General features: G+C 61.5%; 20 protein-coding genes and 4 pseudogenes. 4 read left to right on the top strand and 20 right to left on the bottom strand.

The genetic code is table 11. The annotated features are described in order from the left end of the window. The first annotated feature begins 59 nt into the window (after nt 1–59). Complete coding sequence (locus ACEN2S_RS06075) at nt 60–1,166, top strand: autotransporter outer membrane beta-barrel domain-containing protein (RefSeq protein WP_441863708.1); 1,107 nt, start codon at nt 60–62, stop codon at nt 1,164–1,166. A gap of 188 nt (nt 1,167–1,354) precedes the next feature. Here ACEN2S_RS06075 and ACEN2S_RS06070 read toward each other — a convergent pair. Together ACEN2S_RS06070 and ACEN2S_RS06065 are read right to left on the bottom strand one after the other, a co-directional pair. Then, nucleotides 1,355–1,525 (bottom strand): annotated as a pseudogene (locus ACEN2S_RS06070) (IS6 family transposase); the annotation flags it as partial. A 39-nt stretch (nt 1,526–1,564) separates the two neighbouring features. Continuing rightward, the gene (locus ACEN2S_RS06065; RefSeq protein WP_441863806.1) at nt 1,565–1,882 is read right to left on the bottom strand and encodes a transposase; all 318 of its coding nucleotides are present in this window, start codon (nt 1,880–1,882) and stop codon (nt 1,565–1,567) included. Nucleotides 1,883–2,467: 585 nt separating this feature from the next. On the opposite strand from ACEN2S_RS06065, the pseudogene ACEN2S_RS06060 reads away from it, so the two are divergent. Continuing rightward, a pseudogene (locus ACEN2S_RS06060) lies at nt 2,468–2,602 on the top strand (transposase domain-containing protein); the annotation flags it as partial. Between the two features lie 168 nt (nt 2,603–2,770). Here ACEN2S_RS06060 and ACEN2S_RS06055 read toward each other — a convergent pair. From ACEN2S_RS06055 to ACEN2S_RS05990, 14 genes and pseudogenes are all read right to left on the bottom strand, one after another. After that, nucleotides 2,771–3,163, bottom strand: a complete 393-nt coding sequence (locus ACEN2S_RS06055; protein ID WP_441863705.1) for a YciI family protein — start codon at nt 3,161–3,163, stop codon at nt 2,771–2,773. Between the two features lie 25 nt (nt 3,164–3,188). After that, the gene (locus tag ACEN2S_RS06050) at nt 3,189–4,517 is read right to left on the bottom strand and encodes a TRAP transporter large permease (protein WP_441863703.1); all 1,329 of its coding nucleotides are present in this window, start codon (nt 4,515–4,517) and stop codon (nt 3,189–3,191) included. Then, complete coding sequence (locus ACEN2S_RS06045; RefSeq protein WP_441863700.1) at nt 4,517–5,089, bottom strand: TRAP transporter small permease subunit; 573 nt, start codon at nt 5,087–5,089, stop codon at nt 4,517–4,519. The genes ACEN2S_RS06050 and ACEN2S_RS06045 overlap by 1 nt, the downstream gene beginning before the upstream one ends. Nucleotides 5,090–5,178: 89 nt before the next feature. After that, nucleotides 5,179–6,294 carry a C4-dicarboxylate TRAP transporter substrate-binding protein gene (locus tag ACEN2S_RS06040; protein ID WP_441863697.1) on the bottom strand — a complete coding sequence of 372 codons (1,116 nt, stop codon included), beginning with the start codon at nt 6,292–6,294 and terminating at the stop codon, nt 5,179–5,181. 51 nt (nt 6,295–6,345) lie between these two features. After that, nucleotides 6,346–6,906: an NADPH-dependent FMN reductase gene (locus ACEN2S_RS06035; protein WP_441863695.1), complete on the bottom strand. Its 561-nt coding sequence runs from the start codon at nt 6,904–6,906 to the stop codon at nt 6,346–6,348. Then, nucleotides 6,903–8,309: a 3-isopropylmalate dehydratase large subunit gene (gene leuC, locus ACEN2S_RS06030; RefSeq protein ID WP_441863693.1), complete on the bottom strand. Its 1,407-nt coding sequence runs from the start codon at nt 8,307–8,309 to the stop codon at nt 6,903–6,905. Before leuC ends, ACEN2S_RS06035 begins: the two co-directional genes overlap by 4 nt. Further along, nucleotides 8,306–9,430: a 3-isopropylmalate dehydrogenase gene (leuB, locus tag ACEN2S_RS06025; protein ID WP_441863690.1), complete on the bottom strand. Its 1,125-nt coding sequence runs from the start codon at nt 9,428–9,430 to the stop codon at nt 8,306–8,308. The genes leuC and leuB overlap by 4 nt, the downstream gene beginning before the upstream one ends. Nucleotides 9,431–9,439: 9 nt before the next feature. Beyond that, on the bottom strand, nt 9,440–10,051 hold the full coding sequence (gene leuD, locus ACEN2S_RS06020) for a 3-isopropylmalate dehydratase small subunit (protein WP_441863688.1): 612 nt from the start codon (nt 10,049–10,051) through the stop codon (nt 9,440–9,442). A gap of 9 nt (nt 10,052–10,060) precedes the next feature. After that, a complete protein-coding gene (locus tag ACEN2S_RS06015) occupies nt 10,061–11,188 on the bottom strand; it encodes an iron-containing alcohol dehydrogenase (RefSeq protein ID WP_441863685.1) in 1,128 nt (375 codons plus the stop codon). A 22-nt stretch (nt 11,189–11,210) separates the two neighbouring features. Further along, entirely contained in the window at nt 11,211–12,074 is an 864-nt protein-coding gene (locus tag ACEN2S_RS06010; protein WP_441863682.1) for a dioxygenase family protein, read from the bottom strand. Nucleotides 12,075–12,096: 22 nt separating this feature from the next. Beyond that, nucleotides 12,097–13,251, bottom strand: a complete 1,155-nt coding sequence (locus tag ACEN2S_RS06005) for a CaiB/BaiF CoA transferase family protein (RefSeq protein WP_441863680.1) — start codon at nt 13,249–13,251, stop codon at nt 12,097–12,099. Further along, complete coding sequence (locus ACEN2S_RS06000; protein ID WP_441863678.1) at nt 13,248–14,057, bottom strand: citryl-CoA lyase; 810 nt, start codon at nt 14,055–14,057, stop codon at nt 13,248–13,250. The genes ACEN2S_RS06005 and ACEN2S_RS06000 overlap by 4 nt, the downstream gene beginning before the upstream one ends. A 93-nt stretch (nt 14,058–14,150) precedes the next feature. Next, nucleotides 14,151–14,960 (bottom strand): IclR family transcriptional regulator domain-containing protein, encoded by an 810-nt coding sequence (locus ACEN2S_RS05995; RefSeq protein ID WP_441863676.1) that lies wholly within the window; start codon nt 14,958–14,960, stop codon nt 14,151–14,153. Nucleotides 14,961–15,234: 274 nt separating this feature from the next. Then, a pseudogene (locus ACEN2S_RS05990) lies at nt 15,235–15,440 on the bottom strand (hypothetical protein); the annotation flags it as partial. Between the two features lie 90 nt (nt 15,441–15,530). Between ACEN2S_RS05990 and ACEN2S_RS05985 the strand changes: the two are divergent. Further along, nucleotides 15,531–15,662, top strand: a pseudogene (locus tag ACEN2S_RS05985) (IS110 family transposase); the annotation flags it as partial. Between the two features lie 330 nt (nt 15,663–15,992). Continuing rightward, entirely contained in the window at nt 15,993–16,697 is a 705-nt protein-coding gene (locus tag ACEN2S_RS05980) for an alpha/beta fold hydrolase (RefSeq protein WP_441863673.1), read from the top strand. Between the two features lie 369 nt (nt 16,698–17,066). On the opposite strand, the gene ACEN2S_RS05975 is transcribed toward ACEN2S_RS05980, so the two are convergent. The 4 genes from ACEN2S_RS05975 to ACEN2S_RS05960 form a co-directional block, all read right to left on the bottom strand. Beyond that, nucleotides 17,067–18,143 carry an ABC transporter ATP-binding protein gene (locus ACEN2S_RS05975; RefSeq protein WP_441863671.1) on the bottom strand — a complete coding sequence of 359 codons (1,077 nt, stop codon included), beginning with the start codon at nt 18,141–18,143 and terminating at the stop codon, nt 17,067–17,069. A 4-nt stretch (nt 18,144–18,147) separates the two neighbouring features. Further along, nucleotides 18,148–19,065, bottom strand: a complete 918-nt coding sequence (locus tag ACEN2S_RS05970; protein ID WP_441863669.1) for a carbohydrate ABC transporter permease — start codon at nt 19,063–19,065, stop codon at nt 18,148–18,150. Next, nucleotides 19,058–19,951, bottom strand: a complete 894-nt coding sequence (locus ACEN2S_RS05965; RefSeq protein ID WP_441863667.1) for a carbohydrate ABC transporter permease — start codon at nt 19,949–19,951, stop codon at nt 19,058–19,060. Before ACEN2S_RS05965 ends, ACEN2S_RS05970 begins: the two co-directional genes overlap by 8 nt. A 75-nt stretch (nt 19,952–20,026) precedes the next feature. After that, the gene (locus ACEN2S_RS05960) at nt 20,027–21,265 is read right to left on the bottom strand and encodes an ABC transporter substrate-binding protein (RefSeq protein ID WP_441863665.1); all 1,239 of its coding nucleotides are present in this window, start codon (nt 21,263–21,265) and stop codon (nt 20,027–20,029) included. Between the last annotated feature and the right edge of the window lie 99 nt (nt 21,266–21,364).

Raw genomic sequence — 21,364 nt, 5'->3', positions numbered from 1 at the left:
GAAGGCAGGTCCCCGTCCTGAACCTCAATGAAATCAATATGTCATCAGGGAGATACCAAATGAAACGAGGGATGATCTGCGCCGCCGGGATCTGGGCGCTGGCCACACCGCTGGCCGCGCAGGAGGGTCCGCCGCCGATGGATCAGCTGCCGCTGATGGTGCAGGGGCAAATGACGCTCGGGCAGGCCGGATTGCTGGACGAATATTATTCGGACAATGCGATTGCGACGTCAAATTTCCGGATCACCCGTGCGCGCACCGAGTTGGCGGGCCTGGCCGCGCCCGGCACCCCGACATCGGGTTACAAGAATGACGGCACCGCCCTCATCCTGCCGCTGCATCTGCAATATGCGCTGCCGCAGCAGAATGCCTTTCTCAAATTTTCGCTGACGGGCGTCTTTGAGAACGACAAGGCGAATATCGTCGAGAATGATGAGAAGGTGCAGAACCTGACGGTGCAATATGCCCGGTTCCTGAATGCCAATACGATGCTGTCCTTTGGCATGTTCTATGAACAGGCGCAGGTCGACATGGTGTCATCGGATGGCGCAATCGACTACAGCACCTATGGGCTGCGGGCGGATCTGCTTCACAAATTTTCGGATCATTGGGGCTTTGCGGGGCGCGCGCAGTACTCCTGGGGCCAGTCTGACCGCCGCGTGCCCCTGCCGCCGCCGCCGCTTGGGCCGGGGGTGGATCTGACGCAATCGCAGGGCGATGACCGTTTCTACATCTCGGCGGTGTTCAAGGGGCAATACCGCACTGCCGACTGGTCCGTGATCCCCGAGCAATGGGTGCTGCGCCCGGTCCTGGGCGCCAACTTTGCCCATAACACGCTGGAGGCGACGGCCGATAATTTCGGGGCCGTATCCTCCGGGGTGGTCGGCGATACTGAAAACTACGGCACGGTCTGGGCCACGGCGACCCTGGAAAAGGAAGCAGGCATGGGCCAATGGGCACCGAGTGTGACGCTGGGCATTGAGCATGAATATCAAAATGATCTGAGCGCACTGACGACCAGCCGCAATTTTGCGATCATCGGTCTGGGTCTGTCGCAACAGATCTCGCCGAACACCCGCTTCACCGCGCGCTACACCCGTCATCAGGCTTTTGATTCCAGCCGGAGCAACGCCGATCTGGTGGTGTCACTCGCCACCACCTTCTGAGGGCGGTGCAATCTTGTCCTGAAGGTCAGCGGCCAGCTCCGGCGGGCCGCTACTCCCATGGAGCGTCTTTCAGGCGGCGGTCCCGTTGTGCCAGAGCATGCAGAGGGCGGCGGCGACGGTCAGACCGGAAAAAAGGGCTCTGTCGCGACTTTCGGGCGAGATGCAGAGAGCTGAACCAGCGGACATGGCTATGCTGCGCGCAGAGCGAATTGCTTGAAGGCCGACAAGCCGTTGGTGCCGAACTGTCCCCTTCGGATCATCTGTGCGGCCTCGATCCCGGCGATCCTTGCAACCGCAGACTGGAAGGCCTTGAAGCCGAGCAGTGCGGTTGTGATGCGCCTGATAAAACGATGATCCTGTGAGCTCCTCCCCGATCTTTGGACAGATTTTCGGCGGATTTAAGCTACTGCCTGTGCCTGCTGATCGGTTTCTATGCTGTTCAAGTTGACCACGGCGGGCGGCTGTCCGCCATGGGCGGCGTGGGGCCGCAGGTGGTTGTAGAAGGTGATCCAGCGACTGACACCAGCCTTGGCCTGAGAGCCGGTCTCCCAAGCGTGCAGATAGAAGCATTCATACTTCAGGGATTGCCAGAGGCGCTCGATGACGATGTTGTCGAGACAGCGCCCCTTGCCGTCCATCGAGATTCGGGTGCGGACCCGTTTCAGCCGGTCGGTCCAGGCGAAGGACGTGAACTGGCTGCCTTGATCCGTGTTCATGATCTCGGGCGGGCCGAACTTGTGGATCGCCTCGTTCAGCGCTTCGATGCAGAAGTCGGCTTCCCCTCGCCATGGCCCTCGAACCACTGGCGGCCCATGGCTCGATGTTCGAGATACGCCGGGCCAAGACCTTGCGGGCGAACCAATCCACTATGGCGACCAGATAGAGGAAGCCTTTGCGCATCGGCAGATAGATGATGTCGGCGCGCCAGGCCTGGTTGCGCCGATCAACCCGCAGCCCGCCGAGCAGATAGGGATAGATCTTGTGCCCCTTTGCAGGCCTGCTGGTGTCGGGCTTCTGGTAGATCGGCATTAGGCGCATCAGTCGCATCAGGGCGAGGTTCATCGCCTCCTCGCCCTTCGGATCGCAGTAGAACGACGATCGCGAGATCGACAGCAGACAGCATTGCTCCCCGACTGACAGGCGCGGGTGGTTCGTCTCGATCACCCCACGCCTCACTTGCCGGTCCAGGGCTTGAGCTTTCATGACAAAAAATCGTTTGCCACGGCCAGCTCCTCGTTCTTGGAGACCAGCAGACGCCAGATCATAGCTTCCGTCACTGTCGGATTTTCGGGGAGGAGCTCACGCTGATCGAGACCTGCAAACTGAACGGCGTGGATCCGCATGTTTGGCTGGCAGCAACGCTCGTCGCCACCGTGAAAGGCAACAAACAAAGTCAGATCGGCGACCTGCTTTCGTGGACCTGTGCCGCCAACCTATGGTCGGGACGCTGCTTGCGAAGGTGGGATGGTCCTATCCCAAAAGGTGGACCGCCGCAGTGGGAGCATTCCATCCCCACGCACCGAACCGTGGGAACAGACGCCGGTCATTGGCGCTAAACCGATCCTTGAGGACCGGGCAGACGACCTGCGCCAACCTGAGGGGCCTCAGACGATCTGCATTTTTTGATCCGAAAACGTGATGCGCAGGGTCAAACCGCCCTCGTTCACCATCCAAGGGCGGACGGTGTAGGTGCGCGCGCCAGATATGTGCATCGGGTCACGATCGCAGATGTCGCGGGCCTCCTCAATGCTGCCGCAGTTCAACACGAACATGCCCGTCCCGTCAAAACGCTGCCCGTCCTCACTCAGCAACGGGCCCGCCGCAACCATATGACCGTTTTGCTCGGTTTGGATCTGATGGGCCAGATGCTCTGGCGTCACCGTGTTCAGCAGCGCTTCGGCCTTATCGGTTGGGCGTGAGACGACAACGTACCACCGCGCCCGCAGGAACGGTGCACATTTCGCCTCAAGGTCTTTCACATCGATGGTGTACGCCATGCAAACGGCTCCTTTTGCGGTACGGCTATACAAGCAGCAGCGCGATTTGGGGGAAGAGGGTGAGCAATACGATCAGCAAAAGCATTCCGCCGATGAAGGGCACCGCACCTCGGAAAACCGTCGCCAGACTGATGCCCTGGTCATGCAGACTGGCTTTGACCACAAAGGCCGACATCCCGAAAGGTGGTGTCAGAAGCCCGATCTCGATCGCGATGATCGACACCACGCCGAACCAGATCGGATCAAGCCCCATGGTTTTGGCAACCGGAAGCACAATCGGCACCACGATCAGCAAGATCGATACCGAGTCGATGAAACAGCCCATCACAACCAGGATCGCGACATAGAGCAGCATGAACTGGACATAGCCGAGCTGCATGGCAGCAATCATCTCGGCCACATCGCCCGGCAACCCGCTCAGCGTCAAGACACGGCTGTAGAGCATGGCGGCAATGATCAGGAACAGGATCGAAACATTGATGTTCCCGGTCTCCATCAGCACTTGCCAGAAGTCGCGGCCCGACAGCGTACGCCGCAATACAGCGATCAGAATGGCCCCTGCGGCGCCCACAGCCCCTGCCTCGGTCGGGCTGAACAGACCCGAATAGATGCCGCCCAGAACCAGCATGATCAGCAAAAAGATCGGAAGCAGCAGGCCGACGGCCTGTCGGCGGGTTAAGTTGCGGCCCTGATGGGTATCCGGCGAGACTTGCCCGGCCTCGACAGCGGCGTTGATCCCCACATTCTTCGGGCGCCAATAGGCAATCAGCACGATGATCCCGGCGAAAATCAGCGCCAACAGCAAGCCCGGCAGCAATCCCGCGACAAAGAGCTTGCCCACGGATTGTTCAGCGATGACACCATAGACGATCAGCAGCAGGCTCGGCGGGATCAGCATCCCCAACACAGACGACCCGGCGACTGCACCAACGGCGAGTTCGGCGGAATAGCCGTGACGGCGCATTTCAGGCACGGCGATGCGCGAAAACACGGCCGCCGAAGCGATGCTGACGCCGGTGATCGCGGCGAAGACCATATTGGCGGCGACCGTGGCAATGCCGAGCCCGCCGCGAATGCGCCGCAGCATCCACTCGAACACGTCAAACGTATCGCGCCCGATGCCCGACTGACAGACCACCAGCCCCATCAGCACGAAGAGCGGAATGACCCCGTAGAGATAATCGTTCAGCGCATCATTCGCCGCCGCCGCCAGAAAGCGGCCTGCCAACTCAGGCGAGCGCAGGATTGCGATGCCGATAAAGGAGGAGGTCAGCAGCGACAATGCGACGGGCATGCCCAGAAGCACGAGAAAAATGAGCAGGCCGACGATGGTGACCCCAATTGAGATGTCCATCAGATCTCGCTTTCAATCTTGGGCATGTCGCCCGGAGTTCCACCCAAGGGATCAAGCCCCATGATTGTGCGGGCAGCATTCACCACATATTGGAGTGCTGCGAGCATTGACCCGGCAAAAACGATGGCCCGCACGGGCCAGCTCGGAAAGGTGAGAATACCGACTATCCCGACGAATTCCGATGTGGACCAGGCCTTTTGCAGACGCGGCCATGTCCAGAATGCGATGGCAAGGCAGGCGGCAACGCCGATCAGCATGAACAGGGTTTCAAGGACACGTGCGGCTTTGGGACAGGCGTTGGCGAATGGGCTGAAGAACAGCTCGGCCCTGGTCAGGCGACCGCTGCGGATTGCGTTCGGCAGCCCAAGGAATACGGCAGCCACGATTGTCGATGACACGATATCCGCCACGCCCGGCAAAGGTTTGTTCGCCAGATTGCGCGACGCGACGTCGAAGCACATCAGGACCATGATCAGGCAGATCAGGCTTGCGCCCAATGCGTTGGATGCGTCGGTCAGATAATTCCACATGCGCAAGGCGCCTGGTCTCTTCGTATATTGTATCTCCGCCATCCGATTTCCTCCCGTAGCGCGAGCTTACTTCATGGTGCCGCCTGAGCTGCCCGAACCTTTCCGGGCGGCCCGAGCCGGTGACAGCGGCCTTATTTGGCAGCCTGCGCCTCACGCATCTCGACATCCCAGTCACGAAGCGGCGTGGCACTCACGTCGCGGGCGGCCTTCATGTAGGTCTGCAGCAACTCCCCAGCCGCCAGACCACGCGCCTCGCTTGCCTCAACCCAGGCTGCAGGGACGTTGGGCATCGCGGCGAACCAGGTTTTCAGGTCCTCCGCCGACATTTCGGTCACGGTAACCGGCGGCGACATCGTCGGACCTTCGGTGCGCAACTTCTCAAGAAAAGCAGCCTCGCGTTGAAGGACTTCCTCGCCGACGGCGACCGAATAATCATGAGCGGCATCGCGAATGGCGATCTGGACCTCTTCCGGCAGGCCATTCCAGAAATCCATATTCGCCACCAGCCCGCCGAAATAGGTCGAGCCGAGGTTGGTGATCGTCACGTAGGGTGCGACCTCGGTGTATTTGATACCTTCTGCAACCGTCAGCACCGTGGTGGCACCTTCGGTCAGCCCGGTTGCCGCATCCGTGTAAAAGCTGGCGGCGGTGCCATCGACCGGGATGGCGCCGGTTCCTTGCAACCAGTTGCCCACTGTGCCGGGGGCCGAGAGCTTGCGCCCATTCAGATCCGCCAGCGACTTAACCGGGAAGTTGGTGAAGAGCTGGTGGGAGTCTCCGGCGGTGGCTGAGAGAAAGACCAAATTCTGCGCCGTCCATTCATCTTTGAGCGCGGGGACCGATTCATTGAGATCGTTGAAGATCTTGATCAGCTTGACCGGATCGCTCAACACGCCCGGCGTGTAACCTGTAACCTGGGTGAGCGGCAGGCGGCTGGATTCCACCAGACTGAAAACCCAGCCGATATCGGCAAGACCGTCGGAAAGCGCGGTCACCGTCTCGTTCGCCTTATATAGCTGGCCGGAATAGGCCTCGGTGAAATCAAGGCGGTATTCGCTGCCAGCGGCTTCGAGCTTGGCATTGACGCCGGGAACGAAGGACTTGCTGATCTGACCCACCCACGGCACCGCGGGGGGATGGCTGGCGCCGATGGTTGCGTGGATCGTTTCGGCACCGGCAAGGCCGGGGATAAGGCAAAAGCCCGCAAGCGCGGTCGCCCGAAGCAGATTTTGGATGTCAACTTTCATGGTCTTCCTCCCTGGAATGTAAAAGTCAGGCGGGCATCGGTCCGGCAGCTGTCAGCCGCTCTTCACCGATGATAGTTTTTGATGCAGTTCCCCCAGCGCAGCGCCCGCCTGCACCAGCAAGTCCAGCGCAACAGGGTCGGTCAGCTGGCCCGTATCATCGAAGCGCAATGCGGCCTGCGAGATGAAGATTTCGGGGCGGTTCAGCGGATGCGCTTCCAGAAACACCAGAATCTGGCGCAGGTGATACTGCATCCGCACGCCCCCCAACATTGAGGTGGAGGCCGACAACAGCAGCACCGGTTTGCCCGCAAAGGGTTTGCGCGGATCGCGCGAGACCCAGTCGATCGCGTTCTTCAGCGCACCGGGAACCGAATAGTTGTATTCGGGCGAGGCAATGATGATCGCATCGGCGGCGGCCAGCCCGTCGGCCAGAACTCTCGCCGTTTCGGGCCTCGGCGCCTCCAGCAGATCGGCATCGAATGCCGGAAGGTCGTCATAGCCCAGCGGGTTGTACTGCGCGCCTGCGGGCAGCGCATCGGCACAGGCCTGCAGAAGATAGCGGTTATAGGAGCCCCGACGCAGGCTGCCACAGAGACCGGCGACGCGCATCATGGCCAGGACCGGATGTCGACGAAATGTCCGGCGATCGCGGCGGCGGCGGCCATCCGGGGCGACACGAGATGGGTTCGGCCCTGATAGCCCTGCCGCCCTTCGAAATTGCGGTTCGAGGTTGAGGCGCAGCGCTCGCCCGGGGCCAACTGATCAGGGTTCATCGCCAGACACATCGAGCAACCCGCTTCGCGCCACTCAAACCCCGCATCGATGAATACCCGGTCAAGCCCTTCGGCCTCGGCCTGCGCGCGCACCAGTCCGGAGCCTGGCACAACCATTGCCGAGACCCGCGCAGCCACCTGCCGACCGCGCACGATGTCGGCAGCGGCGCGCAGATCCTCAATCCGGCCATTGGTGCACGAACCGATGAAAACCCTGTCGAGCGCGATATCGGTGATGGCCTGACCCGCCGTGAGCCCCATATACGACAGGGCTTGCTCTTTGGACCGGCGCTTCGTCACCTCGGCAATCTCGGCGGGATCAGGAACCCTGCCGGTCACCGCAACCACATCCTCAGGGCTGGTGCCCCAGGTCACCACGGGGGGTAAGGCGGCGGCATCGAGGGAAAATTCGCAGTCGAACACCGCCCCTTCGTCCGAGTGCAGGTGCGCCCAAGCGGCGACCGCCTGATCCCATTCGGCACCCTGCGGGCTGCGCGGGCGGCCTTTGAGATAGGCAAAGGTCTTGTCGTCCGGAGCGATCAGACCGGCGCGGGCGCCCGCCTCGATCGACATGTTGCAGACCGTCATTCTGCCTTCCATCGAAAGAGCCTCGATGGCCGTGCCGCAATATTCGATGACATGGCCTGTCGCGCCGCCAGTGCCGATCTGGCCGATGATCGCCAGAATAATATCCTTGGGGCTGACATCCTTGGGAAGGGTGCCGTCAACGCGGATGCGCATGTTCTTCGATTTGCGCTGCACCAGGGTCTGAGTGGCCAGCACATGTTCAATCTCAGAGGTGCCGATCCCCATCGCAAAAGCACCGAAAGCACCATGCGTTGATGTATGGCTGTCGCCGCAAACGATGGTGGTGCCCGGCAAGGTAAATCCCTGCTCAGGCCCGATCACATGGACCACGCCCTGGCGGGCATCATCGGTGCCAAAGAAGTCGATCCCATTCTGCGCTGCATTGCGCTCCAACGTCTCGACCTGAACGCGGCTGGCCTCATCTGCGATACCCGCAGCACGGTTCAGGGTGGGGATGTTGTGGTCGGCCACCGCAAGAGTGTTGCGCGGCGCCCGGACCGAGCGGCCCGCCATCCGGAGCGCCTCGAAGGCCTGCGGGGACGAGACCTCGTGCACGAGATGCCGGTCGATGTAGATGAGTGCTGTGCCATCGGGCTGCATGTCAATCAGGTGATCTGCCCAGATCTTGTCAAAAAGCGTCTGCGGCTGTCTCATGCGGCGACCTCCAGAATATTGGCGACCTCTTCCGCAACGGCGGCGCCCATTTCGGCGGTCCCAACCACGGTGGTGCCGGGAGCGGCAATGTCAGGCGTGCGCAGGCCGCGCGCCAGCACCGCTTCGATGGCCGAAGACAACGCATCGGCCAGCGGCGCCTCATCCAGCGAATAGCGCAGCATCATCTCGGTTGAGGCCAGCATGGCGAGAGGATTGGCCTTGTTCTGGCCTGCAATGTCGGGTGCAGTGCCATGGATCGGTTCATAGAGCGCGGCGCGCTTGCCCGTCGCAGGGCTCACCGCGCCAAGCGAAGCCGAGGGCAGCATCCCAAGGCTGCCCGTGAGCATCGCGGCCACGTCCGACAGAATGTCACCGAAGAGGTTGTCCATCACCATGACATCGAATTGCTTGGGCCTGCGCACCAACTGCATGCCGCAATTGTCCGCGAGAATATGGTGCAGCGTCACATCGGCATATTCCGCCGCATGCAGCTCCGTCACGGTTTCTTTCCAGAGCGAGCCCGTGCGCATCACATTGTTCTTCTCGGCCGAGTGAACAAAGTTGCCCCGGCTGCGCGCCAGCTCAAAGGCGACGCGGGCAATCCGCTCAATCTCGCTGGTGGTGTAGACTTGTGTGTCGGTCGCGCGGCGCTGACCGTCTTCAAGGGTGACGATCTCTTTCGGTTGACCGAAATAGACGCCGCCTGTCAGTTCCCGGACGATCAGGATGTCCAGCCCTTCGACCAACTCTTGCTTCAGCGAGCTGGCGGCCGCAAGCGGCGCATAGCAGCGCGCGGGCCGCAGGTTGGCGTAGAGGCCAAGACCTTGGCGCAGGCCAAGAATGCCTTGCTCGGGGCGCAGGTGATACGGCCCTTTCCCGTCCCACTTCGGCCCGCCAACCGCGCCGAACAGCACCGCATCGGCAAGCTTGGCGCGGGCGAGTGTTTCCGGCGAAAGCGGCACGCCCCGCGCATCGATCGAAGCCCCTCCGGCCAGATCGTCTTCGAATTCGAACCGGGCCAGGCCGAGTGCCTCAAGACGCTTGAGGAAGCGCACTGCCTCGGCCAGAACCTCCGGCCCGATACCATCGCCGGCGAGTGTCAGAATCTTATGAGTTTTCATGTCTTTCTCTCAGGCAAAGATCCAGGGGCACGCGGCCCTCCGGCGAATTTCGAAGTTATCGATCAAAGCGCTGCGCTGTTCGGTCAGCGAGACTTCATCAAGCCCTTGCAGCAGCAGGCGCCGCTGATAGGCGTCGACGGTGAAGGAAATCGCGGGATGGCCCGCAAGGCGGATTTCCTGCGCCTCGAGATCGATCGTCAGGCGGGGATCTGCGGCGGTTTCGGCATGGGTAAAAAGAAGCTCCAACTGCTCAGGCGTGACCCGCACCGGCAAAAGCGCGTTCTTGAAGCAATTGTTGTGGAAGATGTCGCCGAAACTGGTCGAGATCACACAGCGATAGCCTGCATCGAGCAAAGCCCAGGGAGCCTGTTCGCGCGACGAGCCGCAGCCGAAGTTATCGCCCGCGATCAGGACCGAAGCCCCCTGATAGCGGGGCTGGTTCAGCGAAAACTCGGGGTCGGGGCGGCCATTCTTATCGAAGCGGCGCTCGAGCATGAAGCCCTCGGCAAGCCCCTCGCGGCTGACCTTTTTGAGGTATTGTTTCGGGCTGATCATGTCTGTGTCGATGTTGATCAGCCGCAGCGGAGCCGAAATGCCGGTGACGGTGCGCAAAGGTTGCATGGGCTTGCCTCAGATCCAGACCGCATTGAGCATGGCGCGGTATTCCTCTGCCGTCGCCGCACGCGGATTGGTGGCATGGCTGTGATCGGCCAGCGCCCGCTCGATGACATGGTCGAACTGCTCTTCGCGCAGGCCCAGTGTCCTCAAACCGGCCGGGATGCCAAGACGGCGGTTCAAAGCGTCAAGCGCCTCCGCCAGATCGGCATCCGGGGCGAGACCCATGGCGGTTTTCAGACGGCTTACCTTTTCCGGCACGATAACATTGTTGAAACGCACAACCACCGGCAACAGGACTGCATTGAGCGTGCCATGATGCAGGGCCGGCTCTTTCAGTCCGCCCAACGCATGCGAGAGCGCGTGAATGGCACCCAACCCCTTTTGGAAGGTCAACCCGCCCATGAGCGAGCCCAGCATCAGCTCAGACCGGCCCGCGAGGTCGCTGCCATCGGCCATGACTCTTTCAAGGTTGCTCCAGATCCGGCCCGCACCATCCAGCGCAATGGCATCAGCCACGGGGTTAAAACGGGGCGACAGGAATGTTTCGATGCAATGCGACAGCGCATCAAGGCCCGTGGCGGCGGTCAGCCATTTCGGCAGGCCCAGCGTCAGCTCAGGGTCGCACAGCGCCAGTTTGGGGAAGAGCGACGGGCTGATAAAACCCAGCTTGCGGCCATCGTTCAGGGTGATCAGCGCAGCACGGCCCACCTCGGCCCCGGTGCCTGCGGTGGTCGGGATCGCCATCACAGGCGCCACATTCGCGGTGATGCGCGCCAGCCCTCCCGCGATCACGGCATACTGAGCCAGGGGCTCGGGATGGGTCGCAAGCAGCGCCACGCCCTTGGCCAGATCAATCGGAGACCCACCGCCCAAGGCGATCACCCCGTCGCATTGGCCCGCACGATAGGCGTTCAGCGCTTCGAGAGTGGCCGCTTCGGTCGGGTTGCTGGGAACTTCGAGAAAGACGGTGGTTTCGGCAGGGCAAAGCCCCGCCACCCTCGCGACCAGGCCCGTCGCTTCAAGCCCTCGGTCGCTGACCAGCAGCGGACGTTTGAGGCCCAGTCCCGCGATCATCTCGGGCAAGCGGCGCAGTGCACCGGCCTCGAATTCGATAGTGGTCAGATAGGAAAATTGTGCCATCGGGCGGAGCCTTTGTTATGGTTCAGGTGCGGACGAGTTCGATGTCATAGACACACAGGTCCAGACTGCCGGGTGCGCCGGGTTCGATGCGCGCCATGTTTTCGGGACGGCAGGAGAAGATGCAGTCAGAGTCGTTGCTCGGCTCGCCTTCGAAATAAATGAGCGTCGTCAGATGCCGGTAGTTTTCATGTTCGGCCATCAGATGGATGTGCGGCGGCCGGAAGCTGTGCAGACCAAGCGCGGTCATCAGCGGGACAATGGGCGTGTCGCGGTTGGCGATGTAGTAACCGCCCGGCACGATGGTACGGAACGCATAACGCCCCTCGGCGTCGGTGCGGATGCGGCGGCGGAAATGGTAATCCGGCATGTCCGGGTCCTGGTCTTCATAGAAGCCAACCGCATTGGATTGCCAGAAATCCAGCAGCGCATCCGCCAGCGGCGCCCCGGTTTCCGCATCACGCACCTGCCCCTTCACGATCACATGACGGCCCGGCTCTTCCTCAGTGACCATGGCACCGGGGTTCTCCATAAAGGGTGCTTCTTCACGGTAGAGCGGACCGATCACATTCGGCGGTGTGCCGATGGGGTGATAATTCTCAATGTCATTCGCGCGCACCGACAGGCCCAGATGATCGCCCAAAAGCATCATGTCCTTGTTCGCGCCGACGCGATCCAGGAACTCATACACCTGCAGCAACTCGGTTTCAGTCACTGCCAATTCGTCCATCATCGCGTGCAAATGCTTGATGACGACAGCCATTTTGCGCTGCATGACCGGATCGGCACCGGGTTTGTCGGCAGACATGGCGGCCAGCACGGCGGGCAGCTGACGGTTCGGCGGAATGCCATGGTCCGGCGTGGTCTTGGTTCTGGTCTCAGTTGTCACTTCTTTTCCTCCCTGAAACGTCTCAGGCTTTGGCCGCGCCGCGTATGTCGTTCAGCTGTTTTCGGATCGCGGCCCCATGCTCATCCAGCACCGGCGGCGGTGCTGCCACAAACCGCCGGTCGCCATCGAAGGTGATCGGGTTGCGGATCATCCGGACCTCGCCCATCTCCCCATGGGTGACGGTCTGCTCAATTTCGAGAAAGCGGGCCTGTTCATCCTCCAGCGCTTCGGGCAACGAGTAGATCGGGGCAAAAGGCACATCGTGCTTTGTGAGCAGGACAGACCATTCGTCACGAGTCCGCCCGCGAAAAACTGCACGCAGCTCTTCGATCAGCGCTTCTTGGTTCTCGACCCGCTTCATTCGCGTGTCAAACCGCGGATCAATGGCAAGATCCGCGCGCCCCGTGGCATCCAGAAGCCCCGTCCAGAACTTTTCGGGCGAGGACAGATGCAGCGCGATCAGATCGCCGCTCGCGCATTCCAGCGAAAAGGATTGCGAGATCCGCGCACGGTCATAGGGGCCCCAGGGCTTTCCGTCATTGAAGAAGTTGGCAAAAGGCTCGCCCGAGAAATGCATGATCGCTTCCAGCATCGACAGCTCAACCTTGGACGCCTTGCCGGTTCGGGCACGTCCGGCCACCGCACCAAGGATCCCATAGGCAGCATAAAGCCCGGTCAAGGTGTCGGCGATGGCCGGGCCCACAACGCGGGGTTTATCGCCACCCACATACATGCTGAGCAGGCCCGACATCGCCTGAGCCACCGTGTCATAGGTGGCCCGGCCCGAGAGCGGCCCCTGTGCGCCAAAACCCGAGATCGAGCAGTAAATCAGTTTGGGATTGCGGGCCTGCAGCACCTCGGCACCCAGACCCAGCTTCTCTGCCACGCCGGGACGGAAGTTCTGTACATAGACGTCCGCGCTGTCGAGAAGCGCCATCAGCACTGCCTGATCCTCGGGGTCTTTCGGGTCGATGGCGATACTTTGCTTGTTGCGGTTGTTGGCCTGAAAATGCGGCGCATAGAGCCCGCCTGCAAAGCTACGATAGGGATCGCCCGTGCCCTTGCGCTCAACCTTGATGACCTCGGCGCCCATATCCGCCAGCAGCATCGTGGCGAAAGAGCCGGTGATGAAGGTGCCGTGGTCGATGACGCGCAGGCCTTCCAGCATCCCGCTCATGCTGCGGCCCCCGCCGTGTCTTCCGCATCGGGATAGCCACCGGTATAGGCCACAGCCTCGGCCGCCGCATCGGACAGACGGAAGCCGATGGGATTGGCCTGCTCTTCGAGCAGATGCGCAATCAGTCCGGCGGTGCGGGCAACCAAGGGAACGCCCTTGAGCGCGCCAATCGGATAGCCCGCATCCAAAAGCAGTGCCGGGATGGCCGCCGAGACATTCATCGGCAGCACGCGGCCATAGACCTCGGGCACGACCGAACGCACAGCATTCAGTGCTCTGACATGCGCCCCGGAAACTTCCAGCTCCTCGGCCAGTTCAAGCAGTCTTTCGGCACGGGGGTCGCCGTCGCGGTGAACAGGATGGCCAAAACCGGGCAGCGCACGGCGCTCAGCGCGTCGCGTAGAGACGGCGTCGAGCGCGGCGGCATGATAGTCGCCATCTTCACCTGCGGCAGCGATGATGCCCGCGAGGAAGTATCCGGCCTCCTCCGAGGCCCCCAGCACAACCGAGCCGCAGCCGAGCAGGCCCGCCGCCACAGCACCTTGCAACGCGTCGGGGGCCGCCGCGTATGTCATCCGCGCCGCCTGCACCGAGGGCACCAGCCCGTGTTCGGCGATGGCCATCAGCGTGGCATCCACCACCGCCACGAGTTTCGGCGTGGCCTCCACCCCCAACAGACGCAAAAAGTAGGCCGTAAAGCTCTCTTTCCCGATGAGATCCCTGCAAAGGTCAGCGCCGCGCACGACGACGCGTGCCCGCTCTGCAATGGCGATTTCGCTCTGAGGCGACGCTTTTGCGGTTGTCATCCCGTTCTCCGTTTTTCGCTGTACGAAATTTTATGCGTAGAGCGAAATAAACATGAGACGGCAACGCTGTCAATTCGTAAAAATTGCAGAGCCTCAGCGGTTGTTGGTGATCGAGTGCAGAAGGGCTGGATATTGCTGCATCGCAGCAGATATCCGCGTGGCGGCATCGCTCAGCACAGGCAGGCGGCTGGGCACGAAATCCGCCTCGTCAACGCTGGAAACCTGATTGGAACAGTTGATCGCGGCGACCACCTGGCCGTCCGGAGCACGCACCGGCACAGCGATGGAAATAACCCCATATTCCAGTTGATCGCGGGCCGTAGCGTAGCCGCGCTCCCGGGTTTTTTCCAACTCGCTCAGAAGCTCGACATTCTCGACAAGGGTGCGCGGCGTGTACCGAACAAACGGCGCCTTTGCGAGATAGGCATCACGCTGCGGCGCAGCACACCACGCAAGCAACACGCGCCCCAGAGAGGTGGCATAAAGCGGCAAACGGTAGCCCACCCGGGCTTTGAATCGGATATCACGCTCAATCGCAACATGCGACACATAGAGCGAATCCATGCCCTCCATCACCGCCAGCGAGGATGCGTCCTTGAACTGTTTCGCCACGTCCTCAAGATAGGTATCGGCCACGTCCTTGAGATTCATCGAATTCAGAAAGGCCGCCCCCAGAGACAGGATCTTGGCCCGCAACATGAAGCGTTTCCCGTTCATCGCGACATAGCCAAGCTCATGCAGGGTGATCAGCGACCGACGCGCCGTGGCCGGACTTAGTCCCGTCTGCGTGGCAATCTCGGACAGGGTCATTTCCGGCATCTCTTCGGTGAAGGCCTGTATCACCTCCAGCCCGCGTGCCAAGGCCTCCACGAAATCCGGATTCCGCTCCTGCTTGCCACTCATGCCAGTCCCTTTCGCTTACCCAGGCGACAGCTTTAGCAAATTCCTGGGTTGAGTAGCCAGAGGAGCGGCACACGCGGGCCTCTATTTGTCTGGTTTCTTTTGGGGGACGCCCTTTTGATCACCAACCATCACACCGGCACGAGCAATGGCGCGGGACCGACAATCTTCGCCCTGTTGCAACGGGTGGGGATCTGCAGCGTTCCGGATGCCGCAGGGGAAAGGCGTTGTTGCGTAACTGGCGCTTGAGGCGTGACGGCCCGTTACCCCGCTGACGTCATGGCATGCGGATGATCCCGTCGGTGCCGAGGGCGTTAAAGCGGTTCATGGGTGCGCAGCGGACGTGGATTTCAGCGGACTGTATGTCGGGGTTGCGTTTTGGGTGCGTGCCGCCGGACAGTCATCCTTCCATCGCTGCCCGTTCTTGCGGATCGGGACGATCGGAACGGCTTGCTTTTCGCTGATAGCCTTGTGGCAGCGGCGCGCAACGGGGCTTTGATGAAGTGGCCGCCCCCCCCCGACGGCATCCATGTGCCACGGCAGCTCTGTGAGGAGTCACAAATGAGAGCGGTCATGTCTGAGATTGCCACGGCCGGGCTCGGCCTGGCGAAGAATGTGTTTCAGGTCCGTGGGACTGACGCCTCGGGTCGGGCGGAGTTGCGCAAGACGCTGCGGCGGGATCCAGTGCTGGCCTTCTTCAGCCAATACATCGGACACGGCCATTGCGGTTCTTGGCCGCCTGTGGCCGTGGGGGCAGGCAACGCGTGGCGATCATGGGGTTCCTTGAGCCGGGTCGCTTGCAGCTGCTGGCAGTTGCGCGCAGCCGATCATGCCCGATGCATCCACATTGGCCGAACAAGGGATCACGTCGCTGCACTTTTCAGAAAATGCGCGGCGTCCTGGCCCGCACGGGATGGACCATCTGGCCGCCGCCCGTTTCATTTGACCACGCCAAACATATTGTCAGGTGGGGAAGGGGCGCAATTCCGATAGTTTCGCCGCAGATTCAGCTCAATGTTGCAGGAGACCCACCCCATGACGACCCTTGTCACCATTCCTGGCATCATGTCCGATGCCCGCACATGGGCGCCTCTGGCCGAGGGGCTGAAGGACCGGGTCAGCGCCGTCCATCTTGCCGACACGACGCTTGACGACACCCTGTCCGGGATGGCGGCGCGCGCATTGGCGCAGACCCACGGTCCGCTGATCGTGGCGGCGCATTCGATGGGGGGACGTGTCGCGCTTGAGATGGGGCGGCAGGCGCCTGAGCGGATCCGCGCGATGATCCTGTCGAGCACCGGAGCCGAAGGGCCCGCGGCCGATGAACAAGCCAAGCGCGAGGCGCGGATTGCAGAGGCCAACGCTGATATGGTCGGCTATGCCCGCAACTGGGCGCCGAAAGTCCTCTCCACGGCCAATGCGCAGAATGCCGAACTGGTCGCGCGGGTCCGTCAGATGGTCGAGGATTGCCCGGCCGAGGTCCATGCCCGCCAGAACATCGCGCTGCTGCACCGGCCGGATGCCACCAGCTATATCGGTAATTTTGACTTTCCGGTGCTGCTGGTGACCGGCGATCAGGACCATCTGGCCACCGAAGAAGTGCATGGCGCGATTGCGGCGCAGATGAAAGATGCGGAATCGCGGGTGATCCCGGGTTCGGGCCATCTGCTGCCCTTTGAGCAGCCGCAGGCCGTGCTGGAAACCGTTACCGACTGGCTGGACCGCAAGGCGATCCGCTGAGCTGTCAGGGTGGCCCCGCAGGGGCCGCCCGTAGCACCGGATCGGCGCTAGATTGTCCAGATCCGGTGCCGAAGATGACATGCGCCAAGCCCGGCCCCGCGGTCTGCGGGAGCCGGGCTTTTTCATGCCGCGCCGCGGGCCAGAGGCCCATGCGGGGGCAGGGGGGCCGCGCGCCGTTTCCCGCCTCGTGATAGGTGCAGGCTTGATCCCCCCGGTGACCGCGGTGCTGCGTTTGTGCCGGGGCGTTCTGGTGCGGTGGCCCTGAGCGGGGTGATCTGACATGCAAAAAGCAGAGCGCCACGGCGCCCTGCTTTCGCGAGGTTCTCGGGAGGTTTTCGGCGGCGGCATGACCGCCGCGCGCTGCTTGCGTCAGATCCGCAGCTCTTCCGCCGTGTCGAACATCGAGGCCCGCGCCGGGTCAAAGCCGATATCGAGCGTATCGCCCGGCGCCACCACTGCCTGACCCTCCATGCGGAAGCGGAACGGCCGGCCATGGACGGTGCTCCAGATCAGGGTTTCGGCACCCATCGGTTCCACCAGATCCGCCCGCGCCTGCAGCTTGACCGGGGCGTCCAAGGCGGCGTTTCCGGTCAGGATATGTTCCGGCCGGATCCCGAACCATATCGGCCCCTGATAGGCCGGACGGCAGAATTCATAGCCGCCGGTCGGGACCATCAGATCGCCCAGGGCCACCTGGCCATTGGACAACGTGCCTTCGAGAAAGTTCATCGAAGGTGAGCCGATGAAATCCGCCACATATTTGTTCGCGGGTTTGTTGTAGATCACGCCCGGCGCGGCCAGCTGCATCACCACGCCACCTTTCATGATGGCGATCCGGTCCGCCAGCGTCATCGCCTCCACCTGATCATGCGTCACATAGATCATCGTGTTCTTCAGGGTTTGATGCAGACGTTTGATTTCCACCCGCAGATCGGCGCGCAGCTTTGCATCGAGGTTCGACAACGGCTCGTCGAAGAGGAACACATCCACATCGCGCACCAGCGCGCGCCCGATGGCGACCCGCTGGCGCTGACCGCCCGACAGGGCCGCAGGCTTGCGCTTCAGCAGCGGTTCGATTTGCAGGATCGAGGCCGCCCGCGCCACCCGCCGCTTGATCTCATCCTTCGCGACTTTGGCGTTCTTCAGGCCAAAGGTCAGGTTCCCCTCGACGGTCATCTGCGGATAAAGCGCATAGGATTGGAACACCATGCCGATGCCGCGCTCGGACGGCTCGGCCCAGGTGACATTCTCTCCATTGATGAAGATGCTGCCCTCCGTCGGCTCCAGCAGACCCGCGATGCAATTCAGCAAGGTCGACTTGCCGCAGCCCGATGACCCGAGCAAAACCAGAAACTCGCCCTGTCCGATGTCGAGGTTGAGGTCTTTGAGTACGGATACATTGCCGAAATCAAGTTTGATATTCTGAATGGAAACACTCGGCTGCATGTCTTTATCCTTTCACCGCGCCAGCAGCGATGCCACGCACGAAGAGTTTGCCTGAGAGGAAATAGATGGTGAGGGGGACGACGCCGGACAGCAGGGTTGCGGCCATGTTGACGTTGTATTCTTTGACGCCCGTCACGGAGTTGACGATGTTGTTCAGCTGAACCGTCATCGGGTAGTTGTCCGGCTTGGTGAAGATCACCCCGAAGAGAAAGTCATTCCAGATCGCCGTGGTCTGCAGGATGACGGCCACGACAAAGATCGGCAGGGCCATCGGCAGCATGATCTTGAAGAAGATCACCCAGAACCCCGCACCATCGACGCGGGCGGCCTTGAAGAGTTCCTCGGGGACCGATGAGAAGTAGTTGCGAAAGAGCAGGGTCAGGATCGGCATCCCGAAGATCGTATGCACCAGAACCAGCCCCGCCAGATCGCCGTAAAGCCCGATTTCGCGCAGCAAGATCACCATCGGATAGATCATCACCTGATAGGGGATGAAGGCGCCGATGATCAGGATGGTGAAGAAGATATTGGCACCTTTGAAGCGCCACATCGACAGCGCATAGCCATTCACCGAAGCCACCGCGATCGAGAAGAAGACCGAGGGCACGGTGATCTTGATCGAGTTCAGAAAGCCGCGCGACAGCCCGTCACAGTTCAGCCCGGTGCAGACCGAAGACCAGGCCTTGACCCAGGGCTCAAAGGTGATGGCCACGGGCGGAGCAAAGATATTGCCCACCCGGATCTCGGGCATGCCTTTGAGCGAGGTCATGATCATCACATAGATCGGCAGCAGGTAATAGAAGGCCAGCAGGCCGAGAATGCCGTAGACGATGATATTGCGGCGCGACAGGGCAGGGCGCGGCCTTGGGCCTGCGGCAGCTGCTGTGCTGCGGCGCGCGGAAGTCACAGATACATCAGCCATTTTTCTTGCCTCCGAATTCCAGATAGGCCCAGGGAATGATCACGAAGATCACCGCGACCAGCATCATCGCCGAGGCAGCAAAGCCCTGCGCGAGGTTTTGTGAGACGAACATGGAGTCGAAAACGAATTTGGCGGGCACTTCGGACGACAGGCCCGGGCCGCCGCCGGTTTGCGCAATGACAAGATCGTAGAGCTTGATGATCGACGAGGTGATCAGCACCAGCGTGGTCACGAAAACCGGGCGCATCATCGGGATGACCACCAGCAGATAGGTTTTCCACGCCGGAATCCCGTCAACCCTGGTGGCTTTCCAGACGTCTTCGTCGATCCCGCGCAGACCGGCGAGCATCAGGCACATGACCAGCCCGCTGCCATGCCAGAGCCCGGCAATCAGCACGCCATAAAGCACCAGTTCCGGGTTGTAGAGCGGATCGAAGGTGAAGCTCTCGAAACCAAAGCTGCGCACCGTCTGCTGGATGCCGAACTCCGGATTGAGCATCCATTGCCAGACCAGCCCTGTAACGATGAAGCTGAGCGCATAGGGATAGAGAAAGATGGTGCGGAACCCATCCTCAAAGCGGATCTTCTGATCAATCAGCGCGGCCAGCAGGAAACCCACCACCAGCGAGAGCACCAGCATCAGCGCGCCATAGATCGCCAGATTTTCGATTGAAATCAACCAGCGGCGGGTCTCCCAAAGCCGCTCATATTGCGCCAGCCCCACCCATTTCGTGCTCGGCAGCAGACGGGAGTTGGTGAAGGAATAGATGATGGTCCAGACAGAGAACCCGACAAAGACCACCAGCGCGGTCACCACCATCGGGATGGCAGCGACTTTTGCGCTCAGGTTTTTGAACAGCCCCGCCGGTTTGCCGCTGTGCGACATCGGGTAACCTCCGGTTTCAGAAAAGGGAAAGGACTGGCGCAGCCGCGGCCGCGCCAAGTCACAAAGGGTGCTGCGTCAATCGGCCGTGGCGATGATCTTGGAAAATTCTTCCTGGGCCGTTTCAGGCTTGAACCCCGGGTCGGCGAAAAACTCGACCACCAGATCGGTGATCCGGCCCACGGTATCGGGCGAGACCATCGTGTTGATGCTTTCGATCACATGGCCTTCTTGCAGGATGTCCATCCCTTTGCGCATGCAGGGCGTCGCATCCGTCAGCTCGACATCGCGGCGGATCGGCAGCGCGCCTTTGGCCATGGTGAAGGCAACCTGAGTCTTCGGATCCACGATGGCGCTGGCCAGCGCATCCTGCGCGGCCATGATGTCGGGGGTATCGATCTTGGGGAAATAGAAGGCATCGCCCGCGGCGGTGATATATTCATGCACGCCCAGACCGGGCAGGCAGGTGAAATCCGCGCCCGCCGTCATGCCCGATTGCGTGAACTCACCCTGAACCCAGTCGCCCATGACCTGTCCCGCGGCCCGGCCGTCAATCACCAGACGGGTGGCGAGGTTCCATTCCTGCACATTGGAGCCCTGCATCATGTCGCGGGCCTCGGCGGCCGCCGCGAATACCTTGGCCACTTCCGGGCCCGCCGCATAATCCGCATCGAGGTCGCCATAGACCCGCTTGAACAGATCCGGCCCGCCGATCGACACCATCAGCACGTTGAACATCAGCTGTTGCTGCCAGGCCTGCTGCCCCTGCGCCAGCGGAATGATGCCCTTTTCGCGCAGCGCCGGCGCGGCGGCCACCAGCTCGTTCCAGTTTTGCGGCACGGCAAGGCCGGCATTGACGAAGACCGAATTGTTCAGCCAAAGCCATTGCTGCGAATGGATGTTGGAAGGCACGCAGTAAAGTTTGCCCTCAAAGGTGCAGCTGTCGAGCAATTCCTGCGGAAAGATCTTGTCCTTCCAGCCTTCGGATTCCGCGAGGGCGGTCACGTCGCGCATGAACCCGGCTTCGATCAGCTCGCGCATGGCCGAGCTGTGGGTGAATTGCGTCGCAGCCATCGGATCGCCGCCGGTGATCCGGCTGGTGATCAGGGGGCGGGCGACGCCGCCCGCCCCCGCGATGGCGCCGTCCACCCATTTGTTGCCCGATTTCTCGAAAGCATCCGCAATCACCCGGATCGCCGCGGCCTCGGATCCCGAGGTCCACCAATGGGTAACCTCAAGATCGGCCGCTTGCGTCGCGGCGGGGTGAACCGCCCCAAGCATCACCACACCGATGGCTGTTTGCGTGATTTTTCTCATGTTGAAAGTATCTCCCCGACGGTGCGCCCGCTTGTGCGGGGCGCGGTTTATCTGTTTGCGAAATGGCGTCGCAGTTTTGTCATTTCTGGTCACAATCAG

Source organism: Phaeovulum sp. W22_SRMD_FR3, from assembly GCF_052113705.1.
Classification (GTDB): domain Bacteria; phylum Pseudomonadota; class Alphaproteobacteria; order Rhodobacterales; family Rhodobacteraceae; genus JBGQOG01.
This window is presented reverse-complemented; position numbering and strand designations above follow the sequence as displayed.